General features: G+C 44.8%; 22 protein-coding genes. 3 read left to right on the plus strand and 19 right to left on the minus strand.

Annotation, left to right across the window (positions count from 1 at the left end; genetic code table 11):
• The first annotated feature begins 123 nt into the window (after positions 1-123).
• Together ACVW0P_RS14995 and ACVW0P_RS15000 are read left to right on the plus strand one after the other, a co-directional pair.
• Entirely contained in the window at positions 124-2,595 is a 2,472-nt protein-coding gene (locus tag ACVW0P_RS14995; protein ID WP_457132807.1) for a TonB-dependent receptor domain-containing protein, read from the plus strand.
• 2 nt (positions 2,596-2,597) lie between these two features.
• Complete coding sequence (locus ACVW0P_RS15000) at positions 2,598-3,776, plus strand: PepSY-associated TM helix domain-containing protein (protein WP_457132808.1); 1,179 nt, start codon at positions 2,598-2,600, stop codon at positions 3,774-3,776.
• A gap of 166 nt (positions 3,777-3,942) precedes the next feature.
• Here the strand turns inward: ACVW0P_RS15000 and ACVW0P_RS15005 are convergent, their stop codons facing one another.
• The 8 genes from ACVW0P_RS15005 to ACVW0P_RS15040 all read right to left on the minus strand — a co-directional run bounded on the left by ACVW0P_RS15005 (position 3,943) and on the right by ACVW0P_RS15040 (position 10,593).
• Entirely contained in the window at positions 3,943-4,965 is a 1,023-nt protein-coding gene (locus tag ACVW0P_RS15005; protein ID WP_457132809.1) for a 2Fe-2S iron-sulfur cluster-binding protein, read from the minus strand.
• 7 nt (positions 4,966-4,972) lie between these two features.
• Positions 4,973-6,427 (minus strand): amino acid permease, encoded by a 1,455-nt coding sequence (locus tag ACVW0P_RS15010; RefSeq protein ID WP_457132810.1) that lies wholly within the window; start codon positions 6,425-6,427, stop codon positions 4,973-4,975.
• A gap of 235 nt (positions 6,428-6,662) precedes the next feature.
• Positions 6,663-7,661 (minus strand): quinone oxidoreductase family protein, encoded by a 999-nt coding sequence (locus tag ACVW0P_RS15015; protein ID WP_457132811.1) that lies wholly within the window; start codon positions 7,659-7,661, stop codon positions 6,663-6,665.
• Positions 7,662-7,744: 83 nt separating this feature from the next.
• Positions 7,745-8,356 carry a superoxide dismutase gene (locus ACVW0P_RS15020; RefSeq protein ID WP_457132812.1) on the minus strand — a complete coding sequence of 204 codons (612 nt, stop codon included), beginning with the start codon at positions 8,354-8,356 and terminating at the stop codon, positions 7,745-7,747.
• A gap of 200 nt (positions 8,357-8,556) precedes the next feature.
• Positions 8,557-9,030, minus strand: coding sequence for a nucleoside deaminase (locus ACVW0P_RS15025; protein WP_457132813.1), 474 nt, complete (start codon positions 9,028-9,030; stop codon positions 8,557-8,559).
• Positions 9,027-9,404 (minus strand): SdpI family protein, encoded by a 378-nt coding sequence (locus ACVW0P_RS15030; protein WP_457132814.1) that lies wholly within the window; start codon positions 9,402-9,404, stop codon positions 9,027-9,029. The genes ACVW0P_RS15025 and ACVW0P_RS15030 overlap by 4 nt, the downstream gene beginning before the upstream one ends.
• Position 9,405: 1 nt before the next feature.
• On the minus strand, positions 9,406-9,741 hold the full coding sequence (locus ACVW0P_RS15035; protein WP_457132922.1) for a tRNA-binding protein: 336 nt from the start codon (positions 9,739-9,741) through the stop codon (positions 9,406-9,408).
• 318 nt (positions 9,742-10,059) lie between these two features.
• Positions 10,060-10,593, minus strand: coding sequence for a YfiT family bacillithiol transferase (locus ACVW0P_RS15040; RefSeq protein WP_457132815.1), 534 nt, complete (start codon positions 10,591-10,593; stop codon positions 10,060-10,062).
• Between the two features lie 82 nt (positions 10,594-10,675).
• Here ACVW0P_RS15040 and ACVW0P_RS15045 point away from each other — a divergent pair, with 82 nt between their 5' ends.
• A complete protein-coding gene (locus tag ACVW0P_RS15045; RefSeq protein WP_457132816.1) occupies positions 10,676-12,007 on the plus strand; it encodes an FAD-dependent oxidoreductase in 1,332 nt (443 codons plus the stop codon).
• Between the two features lie 55 nt (positions 12,008-12,062).
• Here ACVW0P_RS15045 and ACVW0P_RS15050 read toward each other — a convergent pair whose 3' ends face one another.
• The 11 genes from ACVW0P_RS15050 to ACVW0P_RS15100 all read right to left on the minus strand — a co-directional run bounded on the left by ACVW0P_RS15050 (position 12,063) and on the right by ACVW0P_RS15100 (position 24,923).
• Complete coding sequence (locus ACVW0P_RS15050; RefSeq protein WP_457132817.1) at positions 12,063-13,226, minus strand: uracil-DNA glycosylase family protein; 1,164 nt, start codon at positions 13,224-13,226, stop codon at positions 12,063-12,065.
• 6 nt (positions 13,227-13,232) lie between these two features.
• A complete protein-coding gene (locus tag ACVW0P_RS15055) occupies positions 13,233-13,949 on the minus strand; it encodes a hypothetical protein (protein WP_457132818.1) in 717 nt (238 codons plus the stop codon).
• The gene (locus tag ACVW0P_RS15060) at positions 13,937-14,827 is read right to left on the minus strand and encodes a hypothetical protein (RefSeq protein WP_457132819.1); all 891 of its coding nucleotides are present in this window, start codon (positions 14,825-14,827) and stop codon (positions 13,937-13,939) included. Before ACVW0P_RS15060 ends, ACVW0P_RS15055 begins: the two co-directional genes overlap by 13 nt.
• Before the next feature lie 823 nt (positions 14,828-15,650).
• The gene (gene pgl / locus ACVW0P_RS15065; RefSeq protein ID WP_457132820.1) at positions 15,651-16,370 is read right to left on the minus strand and encodes a 6-phosphogluconolactonase; all 720 of its coding nucleotides are present in this window, start codon (positions 16,368-16,370) and stop codon (positions 15,651-15,653) included.
• A gap of 90 nt (positions 16,371-16,460) precedes the next feature.
• Entirely contained in the window at positions 16,461-17,978 is a 1,518-nt protein-coding gene (gene zwf / locus ACVW0P_RS15070) for a glucose-6-phosphate dehydrogenase (protein WP_457132821.1), read from the minus strand.
• A gap of 108 nt (positions 17,979-18,086) precedes the next feature.
• A complete protein-coding gene (gene gndA / locus ACVW0P_RS15075) occupies positions 18,087-19,514 on the minus strand; it encodes an NADP-dependent phosphogluconate dehydrogenase (protein WP_457132822.1) in 1,428 nt (475 codons plus the stop codon).
• Positions 19,495-20,139, minus strand: a complete 645-nt coding sequence (locus ACVW0P_RS15080; RefSeq protein ID WP_354427398.1) for an HAD family hydrolase — start codon at positions 20,137-20,139, stop codon at positions 19,495-19,497. Before ACVW0P_RS15080 ends, gndA begins: the two co-directional genes overlap by 20 nt.
• 4 nt (positions 20,140-20,143) lie before the next feature.
• A complete protein-coding gene (gene tal / locus ACVW0P_RS15085) occupies positions 20,144-21,238 on the minus strand; it encodes a transaldolase (RefSeq protein ID WP_457132823.1) in 1,095 nt (364 codons plus the stop codon).
• A gap of 129 nt (positions 21,239-21,367) precedes the next feature.
• The gene (rpiA, locus tag ACVW0P_RS15090; RefSeq protein ID WP_457132824.1) at positions 21,368-22,066 is read right to left on the minus strand and encodes a ribose 5-phosphate isomerase A; all 699 of its coding nucleotides are present in this window, start codon (positions 22,064-22,066) and stop codon (positions 21,368-21,370) included.
• 79 nt (positions 22,067-22,145) lie between these two features.
• Complete coding sequence (tkt, locus tag ACVW0P_RS15095) at positions 22,146-24,152, minus strand: transketolase (RefSeq protein ID WP_457132825.1); 2,007 nt, start codon at positions 24,150-24,152, stop codon at positions 22,146-22,148.
• Positions 24,153-24,167: 15 nt separating this feature from the next.
• A complete protein-coding gene (locus ACVW0P_RS15100; protein ID WP_457132826.1) occupies positions 24,168-24,923 on the minus strand; it encodes an ROK family protein in 756 nt (251 codons plus the stop codon).
• Between the last annotated feature and the right edge of the window lie 15 nt (positions 24,924-24,938).

The raw sequence follows: 24,938 nt of genomic DNA on the forward strand, positions 1-24,938 counted from the left end.
TCAACTGTACACAAATATAGCCCCTTTCAATCGTTATCTTGTTTATAATTATTCTAAATAACTTGCTTGGTAGCTTGCAATCATATACATTTGCGCCATTATTTATAATTAGTCTTAATAAGAATGAAAATAGCAAATACCTTTCCCTTTAAATTATTCGCAGCCGTTATAATGCTGTTAACCCTTATAAACCCTGCAAGCTTACTTGCACAAAACAGGGGCACTATACAAGGTAAAGTTACCACAAGCAAAGGCGAAGCCGCCGGTAACGTATCTATCGGCCTTAGCGGCACCAGGATAGGCACAAGTACTTTAGATAACGGTGACTTCTCGTTTAAAGCCCCGGCAGGTTCGTATACCATTGTTATATCATATGTAGGTGTACAAAGTGTTGAAGTGCCCGTAACCGTTGTTGCAAACGAGATAAGTACTGTACCAACCATCACTATTAACGCAAGCCTTTCGCAACTAACCGAGGTTAATGTTATTGCCAACCGCGCTAACCGTTTTGCCCGCAAGGTAAGTACTGATGTTGGCCGTATCCCGTTGGATAACCTGGAAAACGCACAAAGCTACACCACTATCAGCAGCGAGCTGATCAAAGAGCAACAGATTTTTTCTGTTGATGAATCGCTCAGAAATGCATCAGGCATTCAAAAAATGTGGGATGCTACCAGCCGCGCAGGCGATGGTGGCGGCTATTTTACCCAACGTGGTTTTACTACCCAAATAAGCGTACGCAATGGTGTTGCCGGTATAGTTACCAGCGGTATAGATGCGGTGAACGTTGATAAGGTTGAAGTAATAAAAGGCCCGTCATCTACTTTATTTGGTGGTTCTGTAACTTCATTTGGTGGTTTAATAAATAGGGTCACCAAAAAGCCTTACGAAACCTTTGGTGCCGAGATTGGCCACACTGTGGGCAGCTACGATCTAAACCGTACCACACTTGACCTGAACACCCCGCTTGGTTCAAAAGTGGCGTTTCGTTTAAATACAGCATACAATTACGAAGGAAGTTTCCAAAACTATGGTAAAAGCCGCACGTTTGCTGCTGCACCAAGCTTATCTATAAAAGCTACTAAAAAATTATCATTCCTGGTAGAGGCTGAGATGTTTTACGGCCGCAATTCTGCCAAGCCATTCTTTTTCTTTTACGATTCGCCAAAAGCGCTGGGTGTAAGCAAGGTTAGCGATTTAAATATCGACTACATGAATGCTTATTCAGCCACTGATATCACCTCGTACTCGCGCAGCATCAATTACTTTGCCGAAGCCAAATACAAGATCTCTGATAAGTTTGCTTCACAAACCATCTTCTCTAATTCAAACAGCTTTTCTAACGGGGCAAGCCCATACTATTACTTAATTACTGATGCTACTGCACAGTTAATTGCACCAGGTATACAAGACCCTCCGGGCAACAACAACTACATCTACCGTAACGATCAATCAACCGCTAACAGTAAATTTGGCGCTACAGAAATTCAGGAAAATATCAACGGCGATTTTAAAACAGGGTCCATTCGCCACCGCTTTGTATTTGGTTTAGATTTTCAACGCCAAAATTCAAACCAGATCTTTTTCGGCAATGCCTATGGCATAGCACCCATAAACGACCCCAATTACGATTACAGCGTGTTTAACAAGCTATTGGTTGACCAAACAAATGCCGCCAACCCGCTTACATCTGCAAATACCTACCCGTACATCTACAAAAAGAACACTTACGGTGTTTACCTATCTGACGTGATCAACATCACCGACAGGTTAATTGCCTCTATTGGCGCACGTGTAGATCGATTCGAAAACAAAGGGACGTACAATCTGGATGGTTTGCAAACCGTAAAACCCTTTGCCCAAACAGGCTTCTCTCCAAAATTAGGTTTGATCTATCAGCCAATAAAAGAAGCCCTCTCAATTTTTGCTAACTACCAAAACGGTTTCAAAAATCCGGATGTATTTACAGACGGCAGCGGCACAGCAGTTATCCCTAAGATCCAGAATGCAAATCAGGCCGAGGGTGGTGTTAAAATGGCATTATTCAACGGTAAATTGAACGGCACCTTAAGCGTTTACCGCATCAGGGTTACCAATACAATCCGTTCTATCCCTAATTCACCGGTATTTGGTTCGATACAAGATGGTACACAAACAAGCAAAGGTTTCGAGGCTGAGCTTATTGCAAACCCGGTATCGGCTATTAACATCGTAGCAGGTTTCTCATACAACGACTCTAAATACACTGTCGGCGACCCTGACGTTTTAGGCTTACGCCCAAATACCGCAGGTTCGCCATACCTTGCTAACCTATACGTAAGCTACCGTTTGCCACAAAGCCTTGTTAAAGGTGTTGGTGTTGGCGTTGGCGGTAACTATGCCAGCAGCAACAAAGTGATAAACAGCGTTAGCCAGGGCAGTTTCGAATTACCATCTTACGCTTTATTAAACGCATCAGTATATTTAGACAGGCCTAAATACCGTTTTGGTTTAAGCGGAAACAACCTAACAGATAAGCACTACTACACAGGTTTTACAACCATTAACCCGCAAAGGTTACGCCAGTTTGTGCTAAGTGCATCATACAAATTGTAAGCATGACCCCATTTAAAAAAGTACTACTTTTTTGCCACCGCTGGCTCGGATTTATTTCCGGGCTTGTGGTGTTTATTGTGAGTATAACGGGCTGTATCTTCTGCTTTCAGGACGAGATCCAGGATGCTTTTTACGGGTACCGTAGCGTACAAAATACAGGTAAACCGTATGTACAACCCTCTCAATTAATAAGCGAGGTTAAAAAGGCATACCCCACGGCAAGCCCCGATTTTATATATTATTACGGGGTAGAAAGGCCGGCAGGTGTGTTGGCCAACATGGGTAAAGATGGTTTTGAATACGTTTTTTTAGACCCCTACACCGGTAAGATCACCTACCACGAAAAGCCGCAGACCAACTTTTTTATCATTGTAGAATACATACATCTTTACCTGCTGCTGCCACCCGCCATTGGCCATAGGATAGTCGGCGTATCGGTTATTATTTTTATGGTGATCATGGTTACGGGGCTTATCCTTTGGTGGCCCAAACGCAAAAGCGACCGCAAACGCAGCTTCACCATTAAGTGGGGTGGCCGCTGGCGAAGGGTTAATTATGATCTGCATAACGTGCTTGGCTTTTACGCCACATCCATCGCGCTTATACTGTCTATAACCGGCCTGGCAATAGCGTTTCAACCCGTAAGCAAAGCCATTTATAACACGGCAAACATTGGCCGGGGTATTACTTATGAAGATGAAGTAACCGAACCTAAATCAGATTCGCTTAAAATAGCCGGGGTTGCAAAATTGCCGGTTATAGATATCGCGTTCGCGCATGCCAGGCAGCAATCGCCACAGGCCCAAATGTTTTTGATCCATAACGACCCGGCTTTGTCGGGTGCCATAGGCGTGGGTGCTTATGCAAAATCTATGCATTATTCCAACGCAAATGGTTACGAATTTGATAAGTATAACGGCAAGCTTTTAAAAACCTACGCATACGATAAAAAAAGCCCTGGCCTAAAACTTAACGAGATGAACTACGACATCCACGTAGGGCAGATAGGTGGCATCACAACCAAGATCATCGCGTTTTTAGCCAGCTTAATTTGCGCCAGTTTACCGGTAACCGGGTTTATCATTTGGTTGGGTAAGCGCAAAAAAGCAAAATCAAAAACAGGCAAGGCACGTGGTGCCGTGCATCACAAAACACACAGGAGACAGGTGCAGGCTTCATAATTTTCACCACAAGCACACTAAGAAGGCCCACAAAGGCTACAGAGGTTAATCTTTGTGGCCTTGGTGGGCCTTTGTCATGCTGAGCGATAGCGAAGCATCTAATCGCCGAGATGCATGGTGTACATTATATCCTTCGCTATCGCTCAGGATGACAAAATAAGAACGGCTATCTATACTCCACCTCCACATCATCCGTCACCGCATGCCCGGTGCAGGTGAGGATCCAGCCTTGGGCTATGTCTTCATCTGTCAGTACTTCGTTCTTCGCCATTTCTACCTTTCCGGTTTTGCAGAAGGCTACGCAGGCCGAGCAGATCCCGCTACGGCAACTATACGGCAGTTTTATCTTGTTTTGTAACGCAGCCTGTAATATAGATTGGTTTTCGCCCGCTACCAGGTTATGCACTTCGCCTTCAAAATTTATGCGGATGCCTTTTGGCGGATAATTAGTTTGGCTGCCGGTAACCGGCACGGTTTCCAGTACAAAGTTTTCTTTGTGGATACTTGTGGCTTCAATACCCATGTACATCAGCGTTAGCTTTATCATGCGCATATAAGTGAACGGCCCGCAGATGTAAAAATCCGCTTTGGTTTTATCGAAACTTAGCTGTTCGTTCACCAATTGCTCTACACGGATGTTGGTTAGGCGGTTGGCTTCGCTGCTAAGTAAATACGTAACAGTAAACCTTTCGGGGTAGCTTGTCAGTAACTCGTTCAGTTGGTTATTAAACAAAACGGTTTGTTTGCTTTGGCTGCTATAAATTAAATGTAGTTTGCTTTTGCCGGGGCGATTAAGCACATATTTAATTTGCGAGAATATTGGAGTGATACCACTCCCTGCCGCGAAAAATACCAGGTTTTTATTGGCTTCATATTCTTTAACGGTGAATACGCCGGCAGGTTCAGCAACATTAAGCACATCGCCTACCTTAACTTTAGTAAGCAGGAAGCGAGAGATCTCGCCATTTGTAATGCGCTTTACGGTGATGGCAAGCCTGTCATCATCAGGAGATGAACTTAACGAATATGACCGGCGGACTTCCTGGTTATGATGATCAAATACCAGCGTTATAAATTGCCCGGCTTTATATACGGGCTTGTAACCAACAGCCTTAACCAAATAGAAGGTTGCCGTATCGGGCAGTTCCCATTTTATTCCATCAACACGTAATTGCAGTAAATCCGCCATTTATAAATTATTCTTTTTTTGTTGCCATCGCCTTGCGTAGTACACTGTTCTTTTTGCCGTAGGTAAAATAAATTACCAAACCTATGCCCAACCAAAGTATCAGCCGCAACCAGGTATCGCCGGGTAAAAACGTCATCATGGCAAAACAGGTTAAAATACCCAATATTGGCACCAAAGGCACAAACGGCGTTTTAAACGGGCGGTGTATGTTTGGTTGTTGCTTACGCAATATAAGCACTCCGGCGCATACCATTACAAAAGCAAGTAAAGTGCCAATGCTGGTCATTTCGCCCACCACGCGGATGGGCACAAAGGCCGCGAATAAAGATATGAACCCGCAAAGCAGCATATTTGATTTCCACGGGGTGCGAAATTTATGATGAATCTCAGAAAACACCTTCGGCAGCAAACCATCTTTAGACATAGAGAAGAACACGCGTGACTGGCCTAACAAGTCAACCAATATTACCGATGTATAACCGATCAGTATCGCCAGTACAATGGCTTTGCTTAACCACTGGTAATGCGTTTTTTCGATAGCGATGGCAACCGGCGCGCCCGAGCCGATGAACTCTTTATAATTAGCCATCCCCGTCATTACATGGGCGAAGATCACAAACAGGATAGTACACACTATTAACGAGCCGATGATACCGATAGGCATATTGCGCTGCGGGTTCTTAGCCTCTTGCGCGGCGGTAGATACGGCATCAAAGCCGATGAAAACAAAGAATACAAGCCCGGCACCTCTAAGTATGCCCGACCAGCCATAATCACCCCAAACGCCCGTATTTTGCGGGATGTAAGGATGATAGTTTGCCGGGTTGATGAATGACCAACCTACGGCAATAAATACCAACACCACGCCAACCTTTAAACTTACAATAATGGCATTAATAAGCGCCGACCCTTTTGTACCACGGATGATGATACTGGTTACCAATACCACTATCAAGGCCGCTGGCAGGTTAATAATACCACGCACCACATCGCCATTGGCGGCTTTAGAAGTTTCGAATGGCGACAGGATAAGCTGCGGGGGCAGGTACAGATCAAACCATGATAAGAACTTAGTTAAATACTGCGACCAGCTGATAGCTACGGTTGCAGCGCCAACTGCGTACTCCAGCATCAAATCCCAGCCGATGATCCAGGCAAACAGCTCGCCCATGGTGGCATAAGAATAAGTGTATGCACTGCCTGCAACCGGTATCATCGCCGAAAATTCCGCATAACACAATGCCGCGAACGTACAGCCCAAAGCAGCAATTAAAAACGAGATGGTAACCGCCGGGCCAGAGTGCTGGCCCGCGGCGATGCCGGCTAACGAGAACAAGCCCGCGCCAATAATAATGCCTATCCCGATGAGGATAAGGTTAACCGGGCCAAGCGAACGTTTAAGTGAATTTTCTCCTACTTCTTCAGATTCTTTCAGTAGAAGTTCGATGGGTTTTTTGATCATGTTTAAATAAAGTCCACAAAATTAGTAGATTATTAATTAAACACTAATTATTAGTGATGTAAGTATGAAAGGAGGGGTGATTATGACTATCGCATATTTTACTCACCTCGACAACGCTACGCTGGTCGACGCTCTCTTCGCTGCGCGGAAAGAGGGTTTAGCTTCATTATTTTCTCACCTTTTGCGAAGCAGATAGGCGCGCGTACCTAGTACAGCAGGGTGATTAAATCTGCGGCTACGAAACCTTGATAACCAACTTGCCAAACTGCTTTGCCGCACCCATTTTATCAAAGGCCTTTTTAACATCAGCAAACGGGAACACCTCATCAACCATCGGGACTATTTTATGTTCGTTCACCAAGGCAAGCATGGCTTTAAAATCTTCCTGGGTGCCCATGGTGGTTCCTAAGATCTGCAGCTGTTTCCAAAAAATGGGGCGGGCATTTAGTTCGGGGATGTCACCTGCCGTACCACCGAAGAATACGATACGGCCACCGGGGTTACACAAATCCGGGATCTTGTTAAAATCGGGGCCGAGGGCGCTATCCACCACAATATCAAAACCACCACCGCTAAGGTGCTTTAGCTCCTGCGCCCAATCCTGAGCCTTATAGTTTACCCCGGCAGATGCGCCAAGTTGTTTGGCTTGCTCAATTTTCTCGCCCGTGCCCGATGTTACAAAAACTTGCGCACCTGCCGCTAAGGCAAACTGCAAGGTAAACGACCCCGTGCCAGCGCCCACCCCCACAACCAATACCTTATCGCCTTTTTTGATATGTGTTTTGGTGAATAACGCGCGGTAAGCAGTTAGCCCGGCCAAAGGCAAGGCAGCAGCTTGTTCAAATGTTAGATGCGAGGGTTTTGGGTATAGGTATTCTGCCTTAACCAATACGTATTCGGCCATGGTGCCATCATCGGGCAGGCCCAGTATTTTAAATTCTTTCGATTGAAATTCCGTTTGTTCGCCCCAGTTATGGGATGGGTTAATGATCACTTCTTTACCCAGCCAGTGGCTTGCACCCTCGCCTGCTTCGGCAACTATGCCCGCACCATCAGCGCCAAGAATGGTTGGGTATTTTATGCCGGCGTATTTGCCTTGCGTAATCCACCAGTCGCGGCGGTTTAAGGCGGCGGCTTTTATTTGCACCAATACTTCGCCCGGGCCGGGTGTGGGTTTGGCAACATCTTTTATAACCAATGGGTTTTCTGCGGATTCGAGTACAATGGCTTTCATGGTGGTAATGCTTAATTGTAAAATAAAAAAAGCGGCAGAATTGTTTCCAATCTGCCGCTTTCAAATATAAAAGGCTGCGCTAATTAAGCGATAGCTTTTGTATATAATTCTGAAACGTGGTTCCAGTTAATTACATTCCAGATAGCGGTTAAGTATGCCGGGCGCAGGTTTTGGTACTTTAAGTAGTACGCGTGCTCCCAAACATCGATACCTAAAATTGGGGTGCCTTTTACTTCGGCAACATCCATTAAAGGGTTATCCTGGTTAGGGGTTGATGTAACAGCCAGTTTTTTATCGGCAGTAACAATTAACCAGGCCCAGCCAGATCCGAAACGGGTTGCACCGGCTTCGTTCACTTTGGTTTTAAAATCAGCAACCGAACCGAAAGTGCTTTTAATAGCATCGGCCAAGGCGCCTGTAGGCTCGCCGCCACCGCTTGGTGAAAGCAACGTCCAAAACATGGTGTGGTTATAGTGGCCACCACCGTTGTTACGTACTGCAGGTGCAAATTTTGATATATTTTTGATGATGTCTTCAATTTTACCATCAGCCTCCGGTTTACCTTCTAAAGCTTTGTTTAAGTTGGTAATATAAGCCTGGTGGTGCTTGCCATGGTGAATTTCCATAGTAGCTTTATCGATGTGTGGTTCCAGAGCATCGGTAGCGTAGGGTAACGCCGGTAGTGTAAATGCCATAATATTTAAAATTTAAGGTTAAACGTTTTCGTGATGGAACAAATATAAGGGTTGAGGTATGTTTTTGTTCTATATCAATGTCAAGTTTTTGTTAAGAGAGTCCGGAAGACGGGAAGACAGAAAGTCGGCAGATGATTTGCATGCCCCGCCTTCTTATCGACTTACGGTCTTCCCGCCTTATGGACTTCCCGACTCCCTCCCTACTTCCTCTTCCCTTTAAAAAAATCCTTCACTAACTGCGAGCACTCGTTTTCGTGGATGCCGCCGGTGATGAGGGTTTTAGGGTGGGTGATACTTTGGTTAAGCCTGCCGAAGCCCCGCTGAACATCATAAGCGCCAAAAACTATCCGGCCTACCTGGAACCAGTAGCTCGCGCCGGCGCACATTACGCAGGGCTCCATGGTAACATACAACGTGCACTCGGGCAGGTACTTGCCACCCATAGAATTTACCGCCGCGGTAAGGGCCTGCATTTCTGCATGGGCGGTTACATCATTAAGGCGCTCGGTAAGGTTATGGCCGCGGCCGATGATCTGCCCTTTGCAAACCACAATGGCACCAATAGGGATCTCATCTTCCTGCAAGGCCTGGCGGGCCTCCTTCAGGGCCTCGTTCATAAAAAAATCATCGGGCGATATGGCGGGCTGTTCATCGCCAAAAGTGTGATACCTCATAAGGGTTTATTGTCAAATACTTTACTCAAATGTTTCTCTGTACCCATCATTAGCAACACCGCCATTGTTATGGCCGACACGACTAATAAGGCTGTTTGGATGGCAATTTGCATATCCTCTTTCATGCCGATCATGTCTAAACTGATTGTTAAAACAAAACCCGCAACAATCGTGATAATACCAAGCCTGATCATATACACGGCCGAAAAATGATTGGCTTCATCCCATGTTTCCTGATTTTTCATGGCCGATGGCATACGGTACCCATACAGGCTATTGATGTGCTTCGGCGGGAAACGCTTTTGTATAAAGCCCATCAGCATAAAAAGGAAGCCTATTAATTGCGGGCCTATCAGCCAATGTTCTAAACGCATATCATATCAGTTTGCTGCCGTTTGGTACGGGTTTATCGATGGCGGTAAGTACAATGTCGCCGTTCTCGTCGGCAAGGCCGGTAACCAAAAACTCCGACATAAAATTGGCTATCTGTTTCCTTGGGAAATTCACCACACCCATGATCTGTTTGCCGGGAAGTTCTTCTTTTGTGTAATGCCTTGTGATCTGCGCGCTGCTTTGTTTTATCCCCAGCGGGCCAAAATCCACTTTAAGCTTGTAAGCAGGCTTCCTCGCCTCCGGGAAATCGACTGCTTCCAGTATGGTACCGGCACGCAGTTCTACCTTTTCAAAATCGTTCCAGGTTATGGTTTCCATAATAACAAAGGTATTTAAAAAAATTGCCATGTTATTTATCCATCGCGTTATTGCTTCGTACCGCAAAGACGCGCGGAAATTAATTCGCGTTAGGGATTACAGCGGATACCGGCCATGTGCCTAAGGCCTGCAGGCGTATGAGCGGAAAGCCCGCCCGCAGGGAACGCCCAAAAGAAGCCTCTTCCCCCGCTCTCTCCGAAGGAGAGGGCTAAATGCGCTGTGTTTTTAAGCCCTCTCCTTCGGAGAGGGTTTGGGTGAGGCTATCTTCGGAGAAGGTTTGGGTGAGGCTATCTTCGGAGAGGGTTTGGGTGAGGCGTCCTATCCTTTCAACTTCTTCACCGTTTCCGTTAAATGCGCCAAATGGTGGTTACCATGCCATGCATACAAGGCCAGGTTCTTTTTCAAAGGTGTTACACTACCACTCTCGGGGTGTACGAAAGTGCGGTTCCATTGGTCCTCGGTAAAAGATTCGAACAGGGCTATCATGTGCTGGTGGATGCCGTCGAGCATTTTTAGCGATGGCTCCACCGGCAGACGGTAATCTGCCTGGATGGCCCAACCGGCTTCGTCATATGGTTTTATGGTGGGGTTATCCTCTGTAAGGGCCAGCTTAAAACGGCAAAGCGAATTCATGTGGCTATCGGCCAGGTGGTGCACAACCTGGCGCAGCGTCCACCCGCCGGTGCGGTACTGGGTGTCTAACTGCTCATAAGTAAGGCCTAAAATAGCCTCGCGGATGCGGCCCGGCAAAGTGGCAATATCGTGGGTCCATTGGCGCATGTCCTGCTCGGTATAAGATACGGGCGGCACAAATTTGCCTATGGGGTAACGCATTTCTTCGTCTGTAAGCATGTGTTTGATGGATATGTTATAAATTTTGTGGTTGAACAAGTAATTGGCCTAAATTAGCGTTTTACAGTTATTTCGCCTTACGATGCTCAAAAAATTACTGCTAATAGTACTGCTCCTCAAATGCTCGGCAGGCTTTGCCGAAACTATCCGCACCGATGTTTTGGTAGTGGGCGGCGGGGCAAGCGGTGTGGCGGCGGCCATACAAAGCGCGCGCAGCAACGTAAAAACCATGCTGATTGAACAAGGCGCCCGGCTTGCCGGCAGCATGGCCAGCGGCGGCATGTCCATACTGGAAGCCAACCGCAATTTAGCATCCGGCATTTATGCCGAATTTAGGGAACACATTCGCCAATTTTACAAACTTCGCCTTGGTTACGATACCACCCGCAACGCGCCGCTTGTTTTTGAACCGGCCACCGGCGCGGCCATCCTCAAAAAAATCACCGATACGGTGAAGAACCTCACCGTGAAAATGAATACGCCTTTCAACGCCATAAAAAAGGACGGCACGGGCTGGATAGTTACCGCGACCATAGGCGGCAAGCCCGTTACCATTAAAGCGAAATTGGTTGTAGATGCTACCGAACTGGGCGGCGTGGTTAGGGCAGCGGGCTTAAAGGGTGGCGAGATGTTGCAACTGGGTTTGAATGATATGTACACGCCTTACCCGCCCGAAGCAAGCGTTTCGCAACTGTACCGAACAAGCATTGCCGTGGGCGATGCCTTGCCCGGCAAGAAATACCCGCCCCCGGCAGCGTACTGCATCCCGCTGGGGGCTGTGCTGGTTAAAGACGAAGAGAACCTGCTGATTGCCGGAGAGGCAGTGGGCCTTACCGACCCCGCCGCACAGATGACGCTTGGGCAGGGCGTTGGCGCTACCGCCGCCTATTGCGTGTTTTTTAACACCACCACCAAGAACCTTCGCCCGCGAGTTATACAGGGCGAGATACTGGACCATAAAGGGATGCTGATGCCCTTCGCCGATATTAAAACTACCGACCGCGACTACCGCGCCATACAACAGATAGGAGCGACAGGTCTGCTGCAAGGCATGCAAAAGGTTAACGGCAACAGCGCGCAGGTTTTGTTTATGCCCGATACACTGGTGCGCACCGCCGAGGTAAAGCCCTTTTTGAACGAGATCTATTCCCGCTCGTTCCTGTGGTTTAACCGAGAGCAGCCGGGCGAACTATTCACCATAGCCAACCTGCTCAGCTACATAAGCGAAATGACCCTGCGCGACCCCGAAAACCTGCAGGACGGCCTCCAAAAAACATGGAAAACCTACTACCATTTCCTCACCGACTTTAACCCCAACCGCCCCATAACCCGCCGCGAATTTGCCGTACTGGCCAACCGCTTCCTAAACCCCTTTGCCCGTAAAATTGATATAAGTGGCAGATTGGTGAATTAATGTTTTTGTAAAGCAAGGGTTGTAGTGCTTGGGTGAGGGTAGCCCCGCTATCCGCTCATACGGCGCAGCCGTTCGGCGCGAGGCCGGTATCGCTGCTATCGGGTTTAGAGGGAGTTAGATTATTAAAATTAATTGGTGTGTTATATAGATTTACATTATTGTCACGCTCGGCTGCTAAGATATTTCTCATTGGTCTTGAGAAGTAAACTGTTCGTTTTAATGCTGCATTTGCTTTATTGCCATGTTCAATTAGAACCTCATCAATTAAATTTTTAGTGTCCAAATTAAGTTCTAATTCGTCATATTCATACCTACAAAACAAATCATCTGAATTTTTATATAATAAGATGTTATTGCCACTGAGGATTTTTGAGTCTAAATATGGAAATGACTTTTTTATTTTAAATATGTGAAGTTCTGTACAATAAGGACCATCTTTTTGCCTAATAATATAAGAGTTTGTGAGTCTATGCCCATATTTTAACGCGCTCTTATATTCGATCAAGTAAAATAGTTTGTGTAATGCGAAATAGGTATATGAGTCTTTTTTTTGAAATAAATAATTAATTATTGCAGATACATCAACAGTTAAAGGTTTCGCTGAGATAACCATAGGTTTCTTAGAAAGGTTTTTAAGGGCATCAGCGAGAAATTGGTAGTCCGATCTTTGATTTGCCAAGCTTCGGTGTAACATAGCTCTTTGTCCTGGATGGTATAGCGGGATTAAAAGCCTGCCGTACCATTTGTTAGCTGTCCGAACTGAGCCTTTTAAAGTTAAATTATGCTTAGATATGTAGTTTAAACTTTCTAAAGCTACTCTTCCTAAAGTCACAACTATCTTAGGTTTTATTACATCGACCTGTTCCTGCAAAAACTTGGAACAATTCAAAATTTCACTTTTAATGGGTGTCGAATTATTCCCGCTGTCGTCCCTTGGGTTACATAAGACGGCATTGGTTACAAAGATTATTGAACGATCAATACCAACAAATTTCAATAATCCCTCGAAATTATGTCCTGCTTTGTCTCCATGAAAAGGAATTCCGCTGTCGTCAGCACCTAAGCGTCCGGGAGCCTCGCCTATAAACATCAAATCTGCGTTGAGGGAACCGGCCGATCTATTTAAAACTTTGGTGACATTGCACATTCGAGGGCACAAGTCACACTGTTGTACTCTGGCACTAAGTTCATCGAAATCGTTAAAATTAAATAAATCCATAACTCGCTACCAAGTTAAACTATCAATACAATTCTTTACAGCTTTTTTATTATTTATGTAATAATGGATTGAATGACAGGTTATGCTTCCTACTTGTGAATTTGTCTTACTACATACAAATCCTAATAAATGGGTTAGCCCAATATAATTTCCAAGTGCCTTTTTTAGGAAGTCGTGATTTCGATAAACAGCCGTTAAGTTTAAATCATTATTAACCTGTGCAAATTGCACATATTGTAAACAAGGATTTCCAAGTATTCTCGTATTGCTGTCGTAATCGACTGATGACACATGCATAATATAACATGCGGTTTGTTTGTTAGGTCGACTATTTATGTCATTAATGATTTTTTGTATTTGATTCTCTTTTTTAAAGCCAAACTTTGTAAATCGTAAAAAATAGTTCCCCCACTTACTCCTATTCTTTCGATGTAGTTTTTTCCCTCTTACATAAAGGATTTCATGCAAATCATAAAAATGATTTACATCCTTTGTTTGATTACGTTGATATAATTTATATGGAAAAATTGTATTTGCAACATCTTGCATATCATTTTTTGTAATGATTTTAGACTGTATGATTTCATTTAGGTTATCGTCATCAATAAAGCTTGGTGCTGTTATATGCACAATTAAATTAAACCCGTCACCTTGGGATAAAATTAATGAACATGCATCTCGCCAAGCAGTTAGACAAGTTTGAGATTCAATTAGTTTTGGCATTTTTCTAAGTAACTTATTTCTCTGTTATTTAAGTCGACCTTCACACTTCCACCACAGTTTTTTACGAGTTGACGAAATACATCATAACCCATTAATATGGCTCGTTCCCATTCTGCAACATTACATTTTGACACCTCCAAATTAGATGACAGGTTTTTGATTGTTTTTATTATTTTGTTATCTACCCTTTCTATATCTTCGTAAAACAAGTGTTCTTTGGCAGATTGATAAATAAATGCACTTATAGCTTCTTCTATGATTGCAGCCCTTGCACCATCTTCTACTTCGTCTACCAATGGATCGCTTTTCCTTTTAATTTTCATTATAGTTCTTACAACTGGCGACCACCCGAGAACAGCAGCATACGCGAAATGGAAAATGTCATGATATCTGTATCCATCATCATCATAATTGTTATCTGTTAAAGGATCACCTATTGCTTTTCCATTTATTGAGAGGTGGATTATTTTTGTACCCTTTTTGGTTTCTTCACTAAACTTCAAAGTTATTAGTCGCGGAATTTTTTCTTCCTCGCAATTAACAGCATCGAACAATTCAGTTACGCAAACTATTTCGCCTGCCTTTGGAAATCTGACTTTTATTTTCTGTAAATTATTTGACGCAATTTCATCCAACTTCAAGTCCATTTTAGTGGCTATATTGGCTGAATACCACAATATATTCCCCAATATTTCTTCAACGTTGACCTCAAATTTCGTATGCGCTGCTTTATCTCTAAAGCGCTTCTTGAACTCCGTTATTAATGCTCCGCTTTCGCCTATAATTCCAAATAATGGAATTATAAAACTTTGCAATACTTTTCTATTTGGATTTTGATCATATTCTTTAGCCAGTTCTTGATATTTATTTAAGTCCATCTTATTATGATAAGTTATTATAAATATAAGTTTTAATTTTTTGACTACAACCCCGTAAAACTACCTGATTTTCAATTAGCTAATAGTTAATTTCTCGTCAGCGGACCAGCCTCGTTCGGAAGCAAGAAGAACAATGGCGGCCTTGTGCGTAGCAAGGGCATTGGAAACTTTTGTAGAAGTGTTGGCAAAAGCGGGTGGGGGCAAAAGATTTCCGGCCCGTGGTTCTGAGTGCTTTGCGGCGCGGGAATGGTGCGCAAGAGGCCTTTTTGCTGACTTGATATTTGGCTACTTTGTATCAAGACAAAGTAACAGCCCCTCCGCAGCAAGCGAGTGGACTGGCGTTATTAAAGCACAAACCTATCCTCCGTGCGGTTGCCACGCTATCGCTCGCAATGACATAAAGGGCTGAATGGTTACCCGTCCTAAGATATTGCTTTGTACTCTTACAACAATGAATTATGTAATGTCGAGCGCTATATCTCCACGCGTCATTGTGAGGAGCGTAGCAACGTGGCAATCTTCGATAGACTTGTATACTGCTCTGTAAGTAGGGGATTGCCACGCTATCGCTCGCAATGGCGTGGTGGGAGCGGCTTGGTGTATAACACACCCCTAACCCCTCTCAAGAGGGGAACTGCTGCTTATAAATTTTATGCAATCCCGTGGTGACAGTATATTGACACCATGCTACTTTTTCTAATTTATTGATCATTAGGCTATTACAAAAAAATTGCGGCGTTCACGGCCGTGAACGTGAACATTTGGGATGAAAAACGCCTTTTTATCTAAACAAGAAAGCCTCCGCAATGCGGAGGCTTTCTTGTTATTTGTTTTGCAGTTTACTTGCCGCCGGTTCATCCATGAACCATTGCAGGTCGGCGCCTGTTATGAGTTGGGCGGGGTACTCCTGTATGTCTTTTGGGTCTTCGAGGATATGTTTCACGGCCTCTGCCTTACCTTCGCCATATACCAGGAACGCGGTATGATGCGCATTATTGATGAGTGGGGCGGTAAAGGTAATACGGTTCATTTTAACCTCGTCGATATATAAGGCTTGCACCGATGCGCTTTCCTCTATCAATACAGCAGTATGCGGGAACAACGATGCCGTGTGCGAGTTATCGCCAAGGCCTAATATGATCAAATCGAAACTCGCGTTCTCGCCGTCAAAAAAACCGATGAGGTGGCGGGTATAATCCTTGGCGGCTTCTTCGGCACCCAGTGCAGTTTGCACCGCGTAAACATGCGATGGATCTATCCCCAACGGGTCAAACAAGGTTTGCTTGGCCATCAGGTAATTGCTTTGCGAATCGGTTAAGGGTACATCGCGCTCATCGCCAAAAAAGAAAAACACCTTATCCCACTCAATTTTATCACGGTACTCGCTTACCAACAACTCGTGCAGTTTCTTTGGCGAACTGCCGCCGCTAAGCGCTACGCTAAAGCGGTCGTTAGCCTCAATGGCGTGTTTGGCTGTATCGGCGAAGTATTTGGCTAAAGAAGCCAGTACTTCGGTATCCGTATTAAATATATTCAGCTTCATATATCAATTTGAGAATTAGGTAATTTGAAGATTTGAAAATGTACCGATCTAATCTTAAAATCAGCGCATTTTCAAATCTTCAAATTAAAATTATTTTTTGCCATTTACCGGCAAGGTGAACCAGTTGTAACCGTCGCGGGCAATCAGTGCCTCGGCAGATTCAGGGCCCCATGAGTCGGCACTATAATTAGGGAAATTAAGGCTCTTTTTGTTTTGCCAGGTGTTTAGTATCGGCATCACCAGTTCCCACGCGGCTTCTACCTGATCGCCACGCATAAACAGGGTTTGGTCGCCCAGCATGGTATCCAGTATCAAGGTTTCGTAAGCCTCCGGTGCCTGGTTGGTGTAAGTGCCTTTGTAATCGAACACCATATCAACGGCGTTCAGCACCATATCTATACCGGGGCGTTTGGCCTGTACCTGCAAACGGATACTCATCTCCGGCTGGATACTAATGATCAGCCTGTTTTGCTGCCAGCTTTCGGTAGCCTCGGCAGGGAATACCAAGTGCGGCACATCCTTAAACTGTATGGTAATAACCGACGACGATTGGTGCATGCGTTTACCTGTACGCAGGTAAAACGGCACACCCTGCCAACGCCAGTTATCCACGAAGAACTTGATGGCGGCGAATGTTTCGGTATTACTTTGCGGGTCTACTTTACCTTCCTCGCGATAGCCGGGCACTTCCTGGCCTTTCATCCATCCGCTACCGTACTGGCCCCTAACGGCCGAGTTACGTACGTCCTCAGGAGTAAATTTGCGCATTGATTTTAGCACATCGACCTTACGGTCGCGCACTTCATCCGCGTTAAAACTTACCGGCGGTTCCATCGCTATTGTACAAAGTAATTGCAGCAAGTGGTTCTGGATCATATCGCGCATAGCACCCGATCCATCGTAGTAATCGCCACGCTCTTCCACGCCTAATTGCTCGGTAACCGAGATTTGCACGTGCTCTATATAGTTACGGTTCCACAACGGCTCCATAATGGAGTTGGCAAAGCGAAAGGCCATAATGTTTTGTACAGTTTCTTTACCCAGGTAATGATCTATCCGGTAGATCTGGCACTCATCAAAAATACCTTTCAGCAATTCGTTAAGCTCTTTGGCCGTCTCCAAATCGTGACCAAATGGTTTCTCGATGATGATCCTTACCTTATTTTTATCTTCAGCTAATTTGGCTTTAGAGATATTCGAGGCGATGATAGGGAAGAAATTTGGCGCTACGGCAAGGTAGAACAATACATTCGCGGTGGTTTTCCACTCGGCGTTATGCGCGTCTATCCGTTTGCCAAATTCTTTGTAGGTCTCGGCATCTGTAGCGTCAGAAACCTGGTAATAAATGCTTTTTTCAAACTCGGCCCATTTCTTGGCGTCGGCTTTACCGCTGCGCGAGAATTGGTCAATGTCGGCATGCAAATTTTTTCTAAACTGCTCGTCGGTTAATTTTGTACGGCCCGTACCGATGATAGAGAACTGCTTTGGCAACCATCCATCTAAAAAAAGGTTGTAAAGCGCCGGCGCAATTTTGCGGGAATTTAAATCGCCCGTACCACCAAATATGATAAATATGGTTGGTTCTGATTTTGTGCTATTGTTACTCATTTTAGTATGTTCTAAGTTTTATTTGTATCAAGTAGTTAGTATCAGGTATCAAGATGTGCGTCGGCAATAAGCTTCCAAGTCGTGATACTTGATACTATATACTTTATACTAATTGCTCTGCGCCCACTGTGTATGGAACGTACCTTCTTTGCCAATCAGTTCGTAAGTGTGCGCGCCAAAGTAATCGCGTTGCGCCTGTGTTAAGTTTGATGGCATACGCTCGTTACGGAAGTTATCAAAATACTCTAACGATGCCGCGTAAGCTGGGATAGCTATACCCGCGTTAACCGCAGATGATATTACCTTACGAATGCCCGGAAGAGTGCCTTTAACTATTTCGGCAACGTCGCCATCTAACAGTAAATGTTCCAGATTTTTGTCTTTACCGTACGCGCCGTAAATGTTCTCCAGGAATTTGGAACGGATGATACACCCACCCCTCCAGATCTTGGCAATCTCGTCAAGTTTCAACTCGTATTTGTACTCGGCAGAAGCAAGCGACAGCATGTGCATACCCTGCGAGTAACTGATGATCATGGTGAAGTAGAAGGCTTGCTCTAAAGAAGCTAAAAGCTCATCTACCCCGCCGTCGAAAGTCTGGTTCTCATCTTTGCTGTAGATGCCTGCTGCTTTGGTACGAAGTGCCTTGTATTTAGAAAGATCGCGCATGGCAACAGCGGCATCAACCGTTGGGATAGGTGCCTGCAGGTCCATCGCGCTTTGCGAGGTCCATTTACCGGTACCTTTAGCACGGGCTTCATCTTTGATGTCGTCTAACAATAAGTGGTCGGTTCCGGGTGCTTTAAAGGCGAAAATATCCTTTGTAATATCTAAAAGAAACGATTGAAGGCGTTCGTTATTCCAGTCGGTAAATACTTTACCGATAGCATCGCCGTCCATCTTCAAACCTTTTTTCATGATCTCGTAGGTCTCGGCCAATAACTGCATAATACCATACTCGATACCGTTATGCACCATCTTCACAAAGTGGCCGGATGCACCGGGGCCTATATAAGTTACACATGGCACACCATCAACCTTAGCGGCAATGGCTTCAAAGATCGGTTTCATTACAGCATAGGCGTCTTTATCGCCACCCGGCATCATGCTTGGGCCACGGCGCGCACCTTCTTCACCACCTGATACACCCATCCCAAAGAAGTGCAAGCCATTAGCCTCCAGTTCCTCAACACGGCGGTTGGTATCGGTAAAGTGCGAGTTACCGCCATCTATCAAAATATCGCCCTTATCTAAAAGTGGAGAAAGTTCTGCAATAACGCTATCCACAGGTTTGCCCGCAGGTACCAGCATCATAATGGCACGCGGCGTGGTAAGGCTGTGTATAAATTCTTTAACGTCTAAAAAACCTTTTACTTGCAGGTCGCCGCCCTCTTTGTTCAGCGAATCTACCTTGGCTACATCTTTATCGTGCCCTGCTACTGCAAAACCATGGTCGGCCATGTTGAGTAATAAGCTACGGCCCATTACACCTAAGCCTATCATGCCAAAGGCATATTTATCTGTTGTTGCGCTCATGTTTTTTGAGGTTTTCTTTCTTTAAATTTTCTAATATTTCTTTCGTTTCTTCAAAGGAGGTATGCTGATGGGCCTCCATGCCTAATTTGTCAGCAGCCAGTGCAAACATCTTGCGGTCGTCAAAGTAAACGCATTCCTGTGGGGTAGCAAGGGCGATACCCATTGCAAGTTTAAATATGGCTGGGTCCGGCTTCCGGATCTTCACTTCACAGGATGACACAAATGCGTCAAAAACCTCGTGCAGCTTAAACTTTTTCACACGGTAATCATTCAGTTCCTTGCCCTCGTTGTTAATGGCGATGATGCGGAAACCACAATCTTTTTTCCATTCCTTTAACCACTTTAACATATCAGGCAATTCTTTCGACTGCTTAAACATGAAGTTTTTGAAATCCTCGCGTGTAAAATCGCGCGGATGGTTAAAAATAACGGTGTCCAGGTACTCCTCTAAGTCAACACCAGATGCTTCGTACACATTAAATATAAACGTGTGCAACTCACTTAACTCTTTGTAGTCCAACCCAAATAGCCGGGCGGCCTCTTGCCGGGATTCGTGCCCCCAGCCGTTAGTAAGCAGCACGCCGCCAATATCAAAAAACAGGACTTTTACCGATGAAGCTTCCACAATGTTATACTTTAGCTTTTTGTTCTTCGATAGCTTTCAGTAATTTTTCAAATGGCTTATTGAATTTCTCAATGCCTTCGTCTTCCAGGTCCTGGGTGATTTTATCAAGGTCGATACCCAAGGATTTTAATCGGCCTAAAGTTTCTGTAGCCTGGTCTAATCCTAACATTAAAGTATCAGCAGCAATACCATGGTCGCGGAAAGCTTCGATAGTTTCTAAAGGAACGGTATCAACGGTGTCCGGGCCGATAAGGGCTTCAACGTATTTGGTATCTTTAAACGCAGGGTTTTTGCTGCCTGTACTTGCCCAAAGCAAGCGTTGTGGTTTACCGCCTTTAGCTTCTAAGGCTTTCCAACGATCTGTACTGAATACCCTTTTGTAAATTTCGTAAGCTTTTTTTGCGGATGCGATGGCAACTTCTCCAACAAGGCCATTTTCACCTTTTTCCTGCAATAATGGGTCAACAACCACATCAATACGGCTCAAGAAAAAGCTTGCTACTGATGAAATGTGTTCGATGTTGTGGCCTGCAGCTAAGTGGTCTTCTAAACCGGAAATATAAGCTTCGGTAACTTCTTCATATCGATCTAAACCAAAAAGTAAGGTAACGTTAACGTTAATACCTTTGGCTATGGTTTCCCTTATTGCTTTTAAACCAGGTTTAGTACCGGGGATCTTGATCATTACATTTTTGCGGTCAACCTGTTTCCAAAGTAACTCGGCTTGTTTGGCAGTACCTTCGGCATCTAACGCCAAAAATGGCGATACCTCTAAACTTACATAACCATCTGCACCAACAACGCCTTCATTATATAAAGGGTCAAAAAGGTCGGCAGCTGCCTGGATATCTTTTATAGCTAATTTAAAAAACAACTCTTCTGTAGTTCCGCCATCTTTACCATATGTTGCAATATCAGCATCATAGTCTGAACTGCTTGAAATTGCTTTCTCAAAAATAGCAGGGTTTGAGGTTACGCCGCGTACGCCATCCTCATCAATTAATTTTTGCAAATTTCCGCTTTTAATTATCTCGCGGTCAATAAAATCAAGCCAGATGCTTTGGCCGAAATCATGTATTTGTTTTACGTTGTTTGCCATGATAAATGTATGTATGGTGGTTTTTATTTGTATTAATATTTAATTAGTTTGCCGCACAAATGTGGCGTTTATAGTAACCGATAGTGTAATCTTAATCTCCTTATTAGGTTAGGCTTACGTCACAAATTATTAGTCGTTTTCTGCCGTTAACAGTTGCAGGTTATAGCCTATAAATAAGCCACTTTCTATTACTCCTGTTATTGCCTTTATATCCCGCTCCAAGCTGTCGTTTATCTCGTTGAAACTACAATCGAGGATCAGGTTATTATTCTCGGTAACTATGGGCCCATCCTTGCCTTTTGCGGGGCGTAGCACAATGCTATTGGCGCCAAGTTTCTCCAGTTCAGCCTCTACAAGCAGTAATGCCTGCGGATAAACCTCAACTGGCACCGGGAAGTTTGTCCCTAATTTTGACACCAGCTTGCTCTCGTCGACAATTATGTAATTCAGCCGACTGCTTCTGATCAATAACTTCTCTTTAAACATCGCCCCGCCGCGGCCTTTTATCAGCCAATTGTTCGGGTCAACCTCGTCAGCGCCGTCAAACAACCAATGGGGGGTATGCTCAAACAAAGTAGTAAGCGGGATGCCCAGCTTGCTGCAAAACATCGTTATCTCTAACGATGTTGGGATAGCCAATATATTTAAGCCCTCGTTTTTAATCCTTTCGGATATTGCCAGTAAAGCCATATATACCGTAGAACCCGAGCCCACGCCCAGTACATCACCATCCTTAACCATAGCAGCAACCTGCTGCGCTACCTTTTGCTTACCGGCAGGGTTAATGATCTGTGACGACCATTGGAGGTTACTGATTAAACTATCCATGTTTGATTAGTATCAAGTAGTTAGTATCAAGTAGCAAGACAAAGAAAAATCTATGTATTTGCTACTTGATACTAATGTCTTACAAAAGCGCTTTCGCTCTTTTAACTACGTTTTCAATTGTAAAACCGAAGTGTTTGTAAAGGTCTTCTGCCGGGGCGCTTTCACCAAAGGTGGTCATACCCAGCATATCGCCTTCGTCGGTGGTGTATTTATGCCATCCCATTGGTGATGCCATTTCAACAGCCAACCGTTTGCGGCTTGCCTTAGGGAATACTTTCTCTTTGTAAGCGGCGTCCTGTTTTTCGAATAACTCCCATGATGGCATACTTACCACACGGGTAGAGATACCGTCTTTTTCTAACTGAGCCTGTGCATCCATAATTAATGCAACTTCAGAACCGGTTGCCATCAATATCAAATCAACATTTTTGCTGGCTTCTGATAAAATGTAAGCGCCTTTTTCAAGGTCGGCAGCTTTACCATATTTGTCCTGATCAAGGATAGGTAATCCCTGGCGGGTAAACACCAATACAGTTGGGCCACCTTTTTTCTCGATAGCTACTTTCCATGCAAAGGCGGTTTCGTTTGCATCCGCAGGGCGGATCACCGTAACGTTAGGGATTGCACGCAGTGATGACAAATGCTCTACCGGTTGGTGGGTAGTTCCGTCTTCACCTAAACCGATACTATCATGTGTATAAACGAAGATCGGGCTAATTTTCATGATGGCCGCCAAACGGATCGGCGGGCGCATATAATCAGCAAATTGCAGGAAGGTTGCGCCAAATGGTAACAAGCCTTTTGTTAAGGCCATACCATTTAATGCCGAACCCATGGCATGCTCGCGGATCCCAAAGTGGAAATTGCGGCCGCCCCTGTTCTCTGAGGTAAATGAATCAAAATCTTTTAAATTGGTTTCTGTAGATGGCGCAAGATCCGCAGCACCACCAATTAAGTTTGGCAAGCTTGCAGCAACCGCGTTCAACACTTTACCTGATGCCTGGCGGGTAGCCATTTTAGGGTCACTGCCTTTAAATACAGGCAATTTATCTGCCCATCCTTTTGGCAATTCGCCTGCAAACGCAGCTTCGTATTCGGCAGCTAACTCGGGGAATATCTCTTTGTATTTAACAAATAGTTCGTTCCATTTAGCTTCGACCTTTTCGCCGCGTGCGCCTTTTTCGTTGTAGTATTTTAATACTTCGGCAGGTACTTCGAATGATTTTTCAGGATCGAAACCAAAGTATTCTTTTACCAATTTGATCTCGTCTGGACCCAGCGGCGAACCGTGCGAACCAGCGGTACCCGATTTGTTAGGGCTACCGTAAGCGATAAGCGAACGAACGCGGATCAGCGATGGTTTTTGTGTTTCGGTTTTAGCGTTGATCAACGCTAACTCTAAGGCATGGGTATCGTTCACATCCGGCAGGTCCTGTACATGCCAGCCGTATGCACGGAAACGCGCGCTCACATCCTCGTTAAAGGCGATATCTGTACTGCCTTCGATAGAGATGTGGTTATCATCGTATAAATAGATAAGGTTACCCAACTGCAAGTGGCCCGCTAATGAAGCCGCCTCAGAAGTTACACCTTCCATCATATCACCATCGCTACAAATAGTGTATATGTTGTAGTTGAAAAGGTCGAAACCCGGTTTGTTGTAACGTGCCGCCAAGTGTTTTTGGGCGATGGCAAAACCAACAGCGTTTGCAAAACCCTGGCCTAAAGGGCCGGTGGTAACATCAACACCCGGTGCCAAGCCGTATTCGGGGTGGCCTGCCGTTTTGCTGTTTAACTGGCGGAATTGCTTGATATCATCTAATGAAAGATCGTAACCGGTCAAATACAAAAAGTTGTATTGTAATATACAAGCGTGGCCTGCCGAAAGTATGAACCTGTCGCGGTTTGCAAAATCAGGATTTTTTGGGTTATAGTTTAAAAACTTTGTCCAAAGTACGTGGCCCATTGGCGCCAAAGCCATTGCTGTGCCCGGGTGGCCCGAGTTTGCTTTTTGTACCGCATCTGCCGAAAGGACCCTTACGGTGTCGATCGCTAATTGTTCAAGTTCTTTGTTTTCTTTTTCCATTGCTATACTTAATTATTATTTTGTTGGGGTTGCCATTGCTGTGTGTGTAACCGGATGTTTATCTTCCTGCCACAATTTAGCCCCGCCTTTAATGCCATCGGCATTGGTTACTATTTTCATGTTTTTATCCAGCTTAAAGTCAAGCAGATCTGAGTTACCGCCGCCTATATATAAATAGTCGTAATTGAATACGGTTTTTAAAATATCAAAAACTTTTTTGATACGTCGGTTCCATCTCTTTTCGCCTATCTCGTCAAGTGCTTTATCGCCAATATATTCGTCATAATCGCGGCCTTTTGATACGGGGTGATGAGATACTTCCAGGTGTGGTAATAAGTGGCCGTCCATTAACAGCGCCGTACCAAAACCGGTGCCCAGCGTAATTACCATCTCTAAACCTTTGCCGCTCACAACGCCGAGGCCCTGCATGTCGGCATCATTTACTACCTGGGTTTCCTTACCAAGGTCGGCTTCTAATCTTTTGCTGAAGTCAACGTCTTTCCAGTAATCGTTACCCAGGTTTGGCGCTGTTTTAACAATGCTGTTACGCACATAACCTGGGAAGCCTACCGAGATTTTATCGTAAGCCGGGAACCCTTTAACCAAGGTATTAATAGCCTTAACCACATTATCCGGATTGGCCGGTTTTGGAGTAGCTGTTTTTTTGTAATCCATGGTAAGGTCGCCTTTGCTGTTCAGAATAGTAGCCTTGATACTTGAGCCACCGATATCAATGGAAAGGATCTTTAACGTAGAAGGAGTAGTTTTCATAGAACCGGTGATAAT

Source organism: Mucilaginibacter sp. UYNi724, assembly GCF_054057495.1.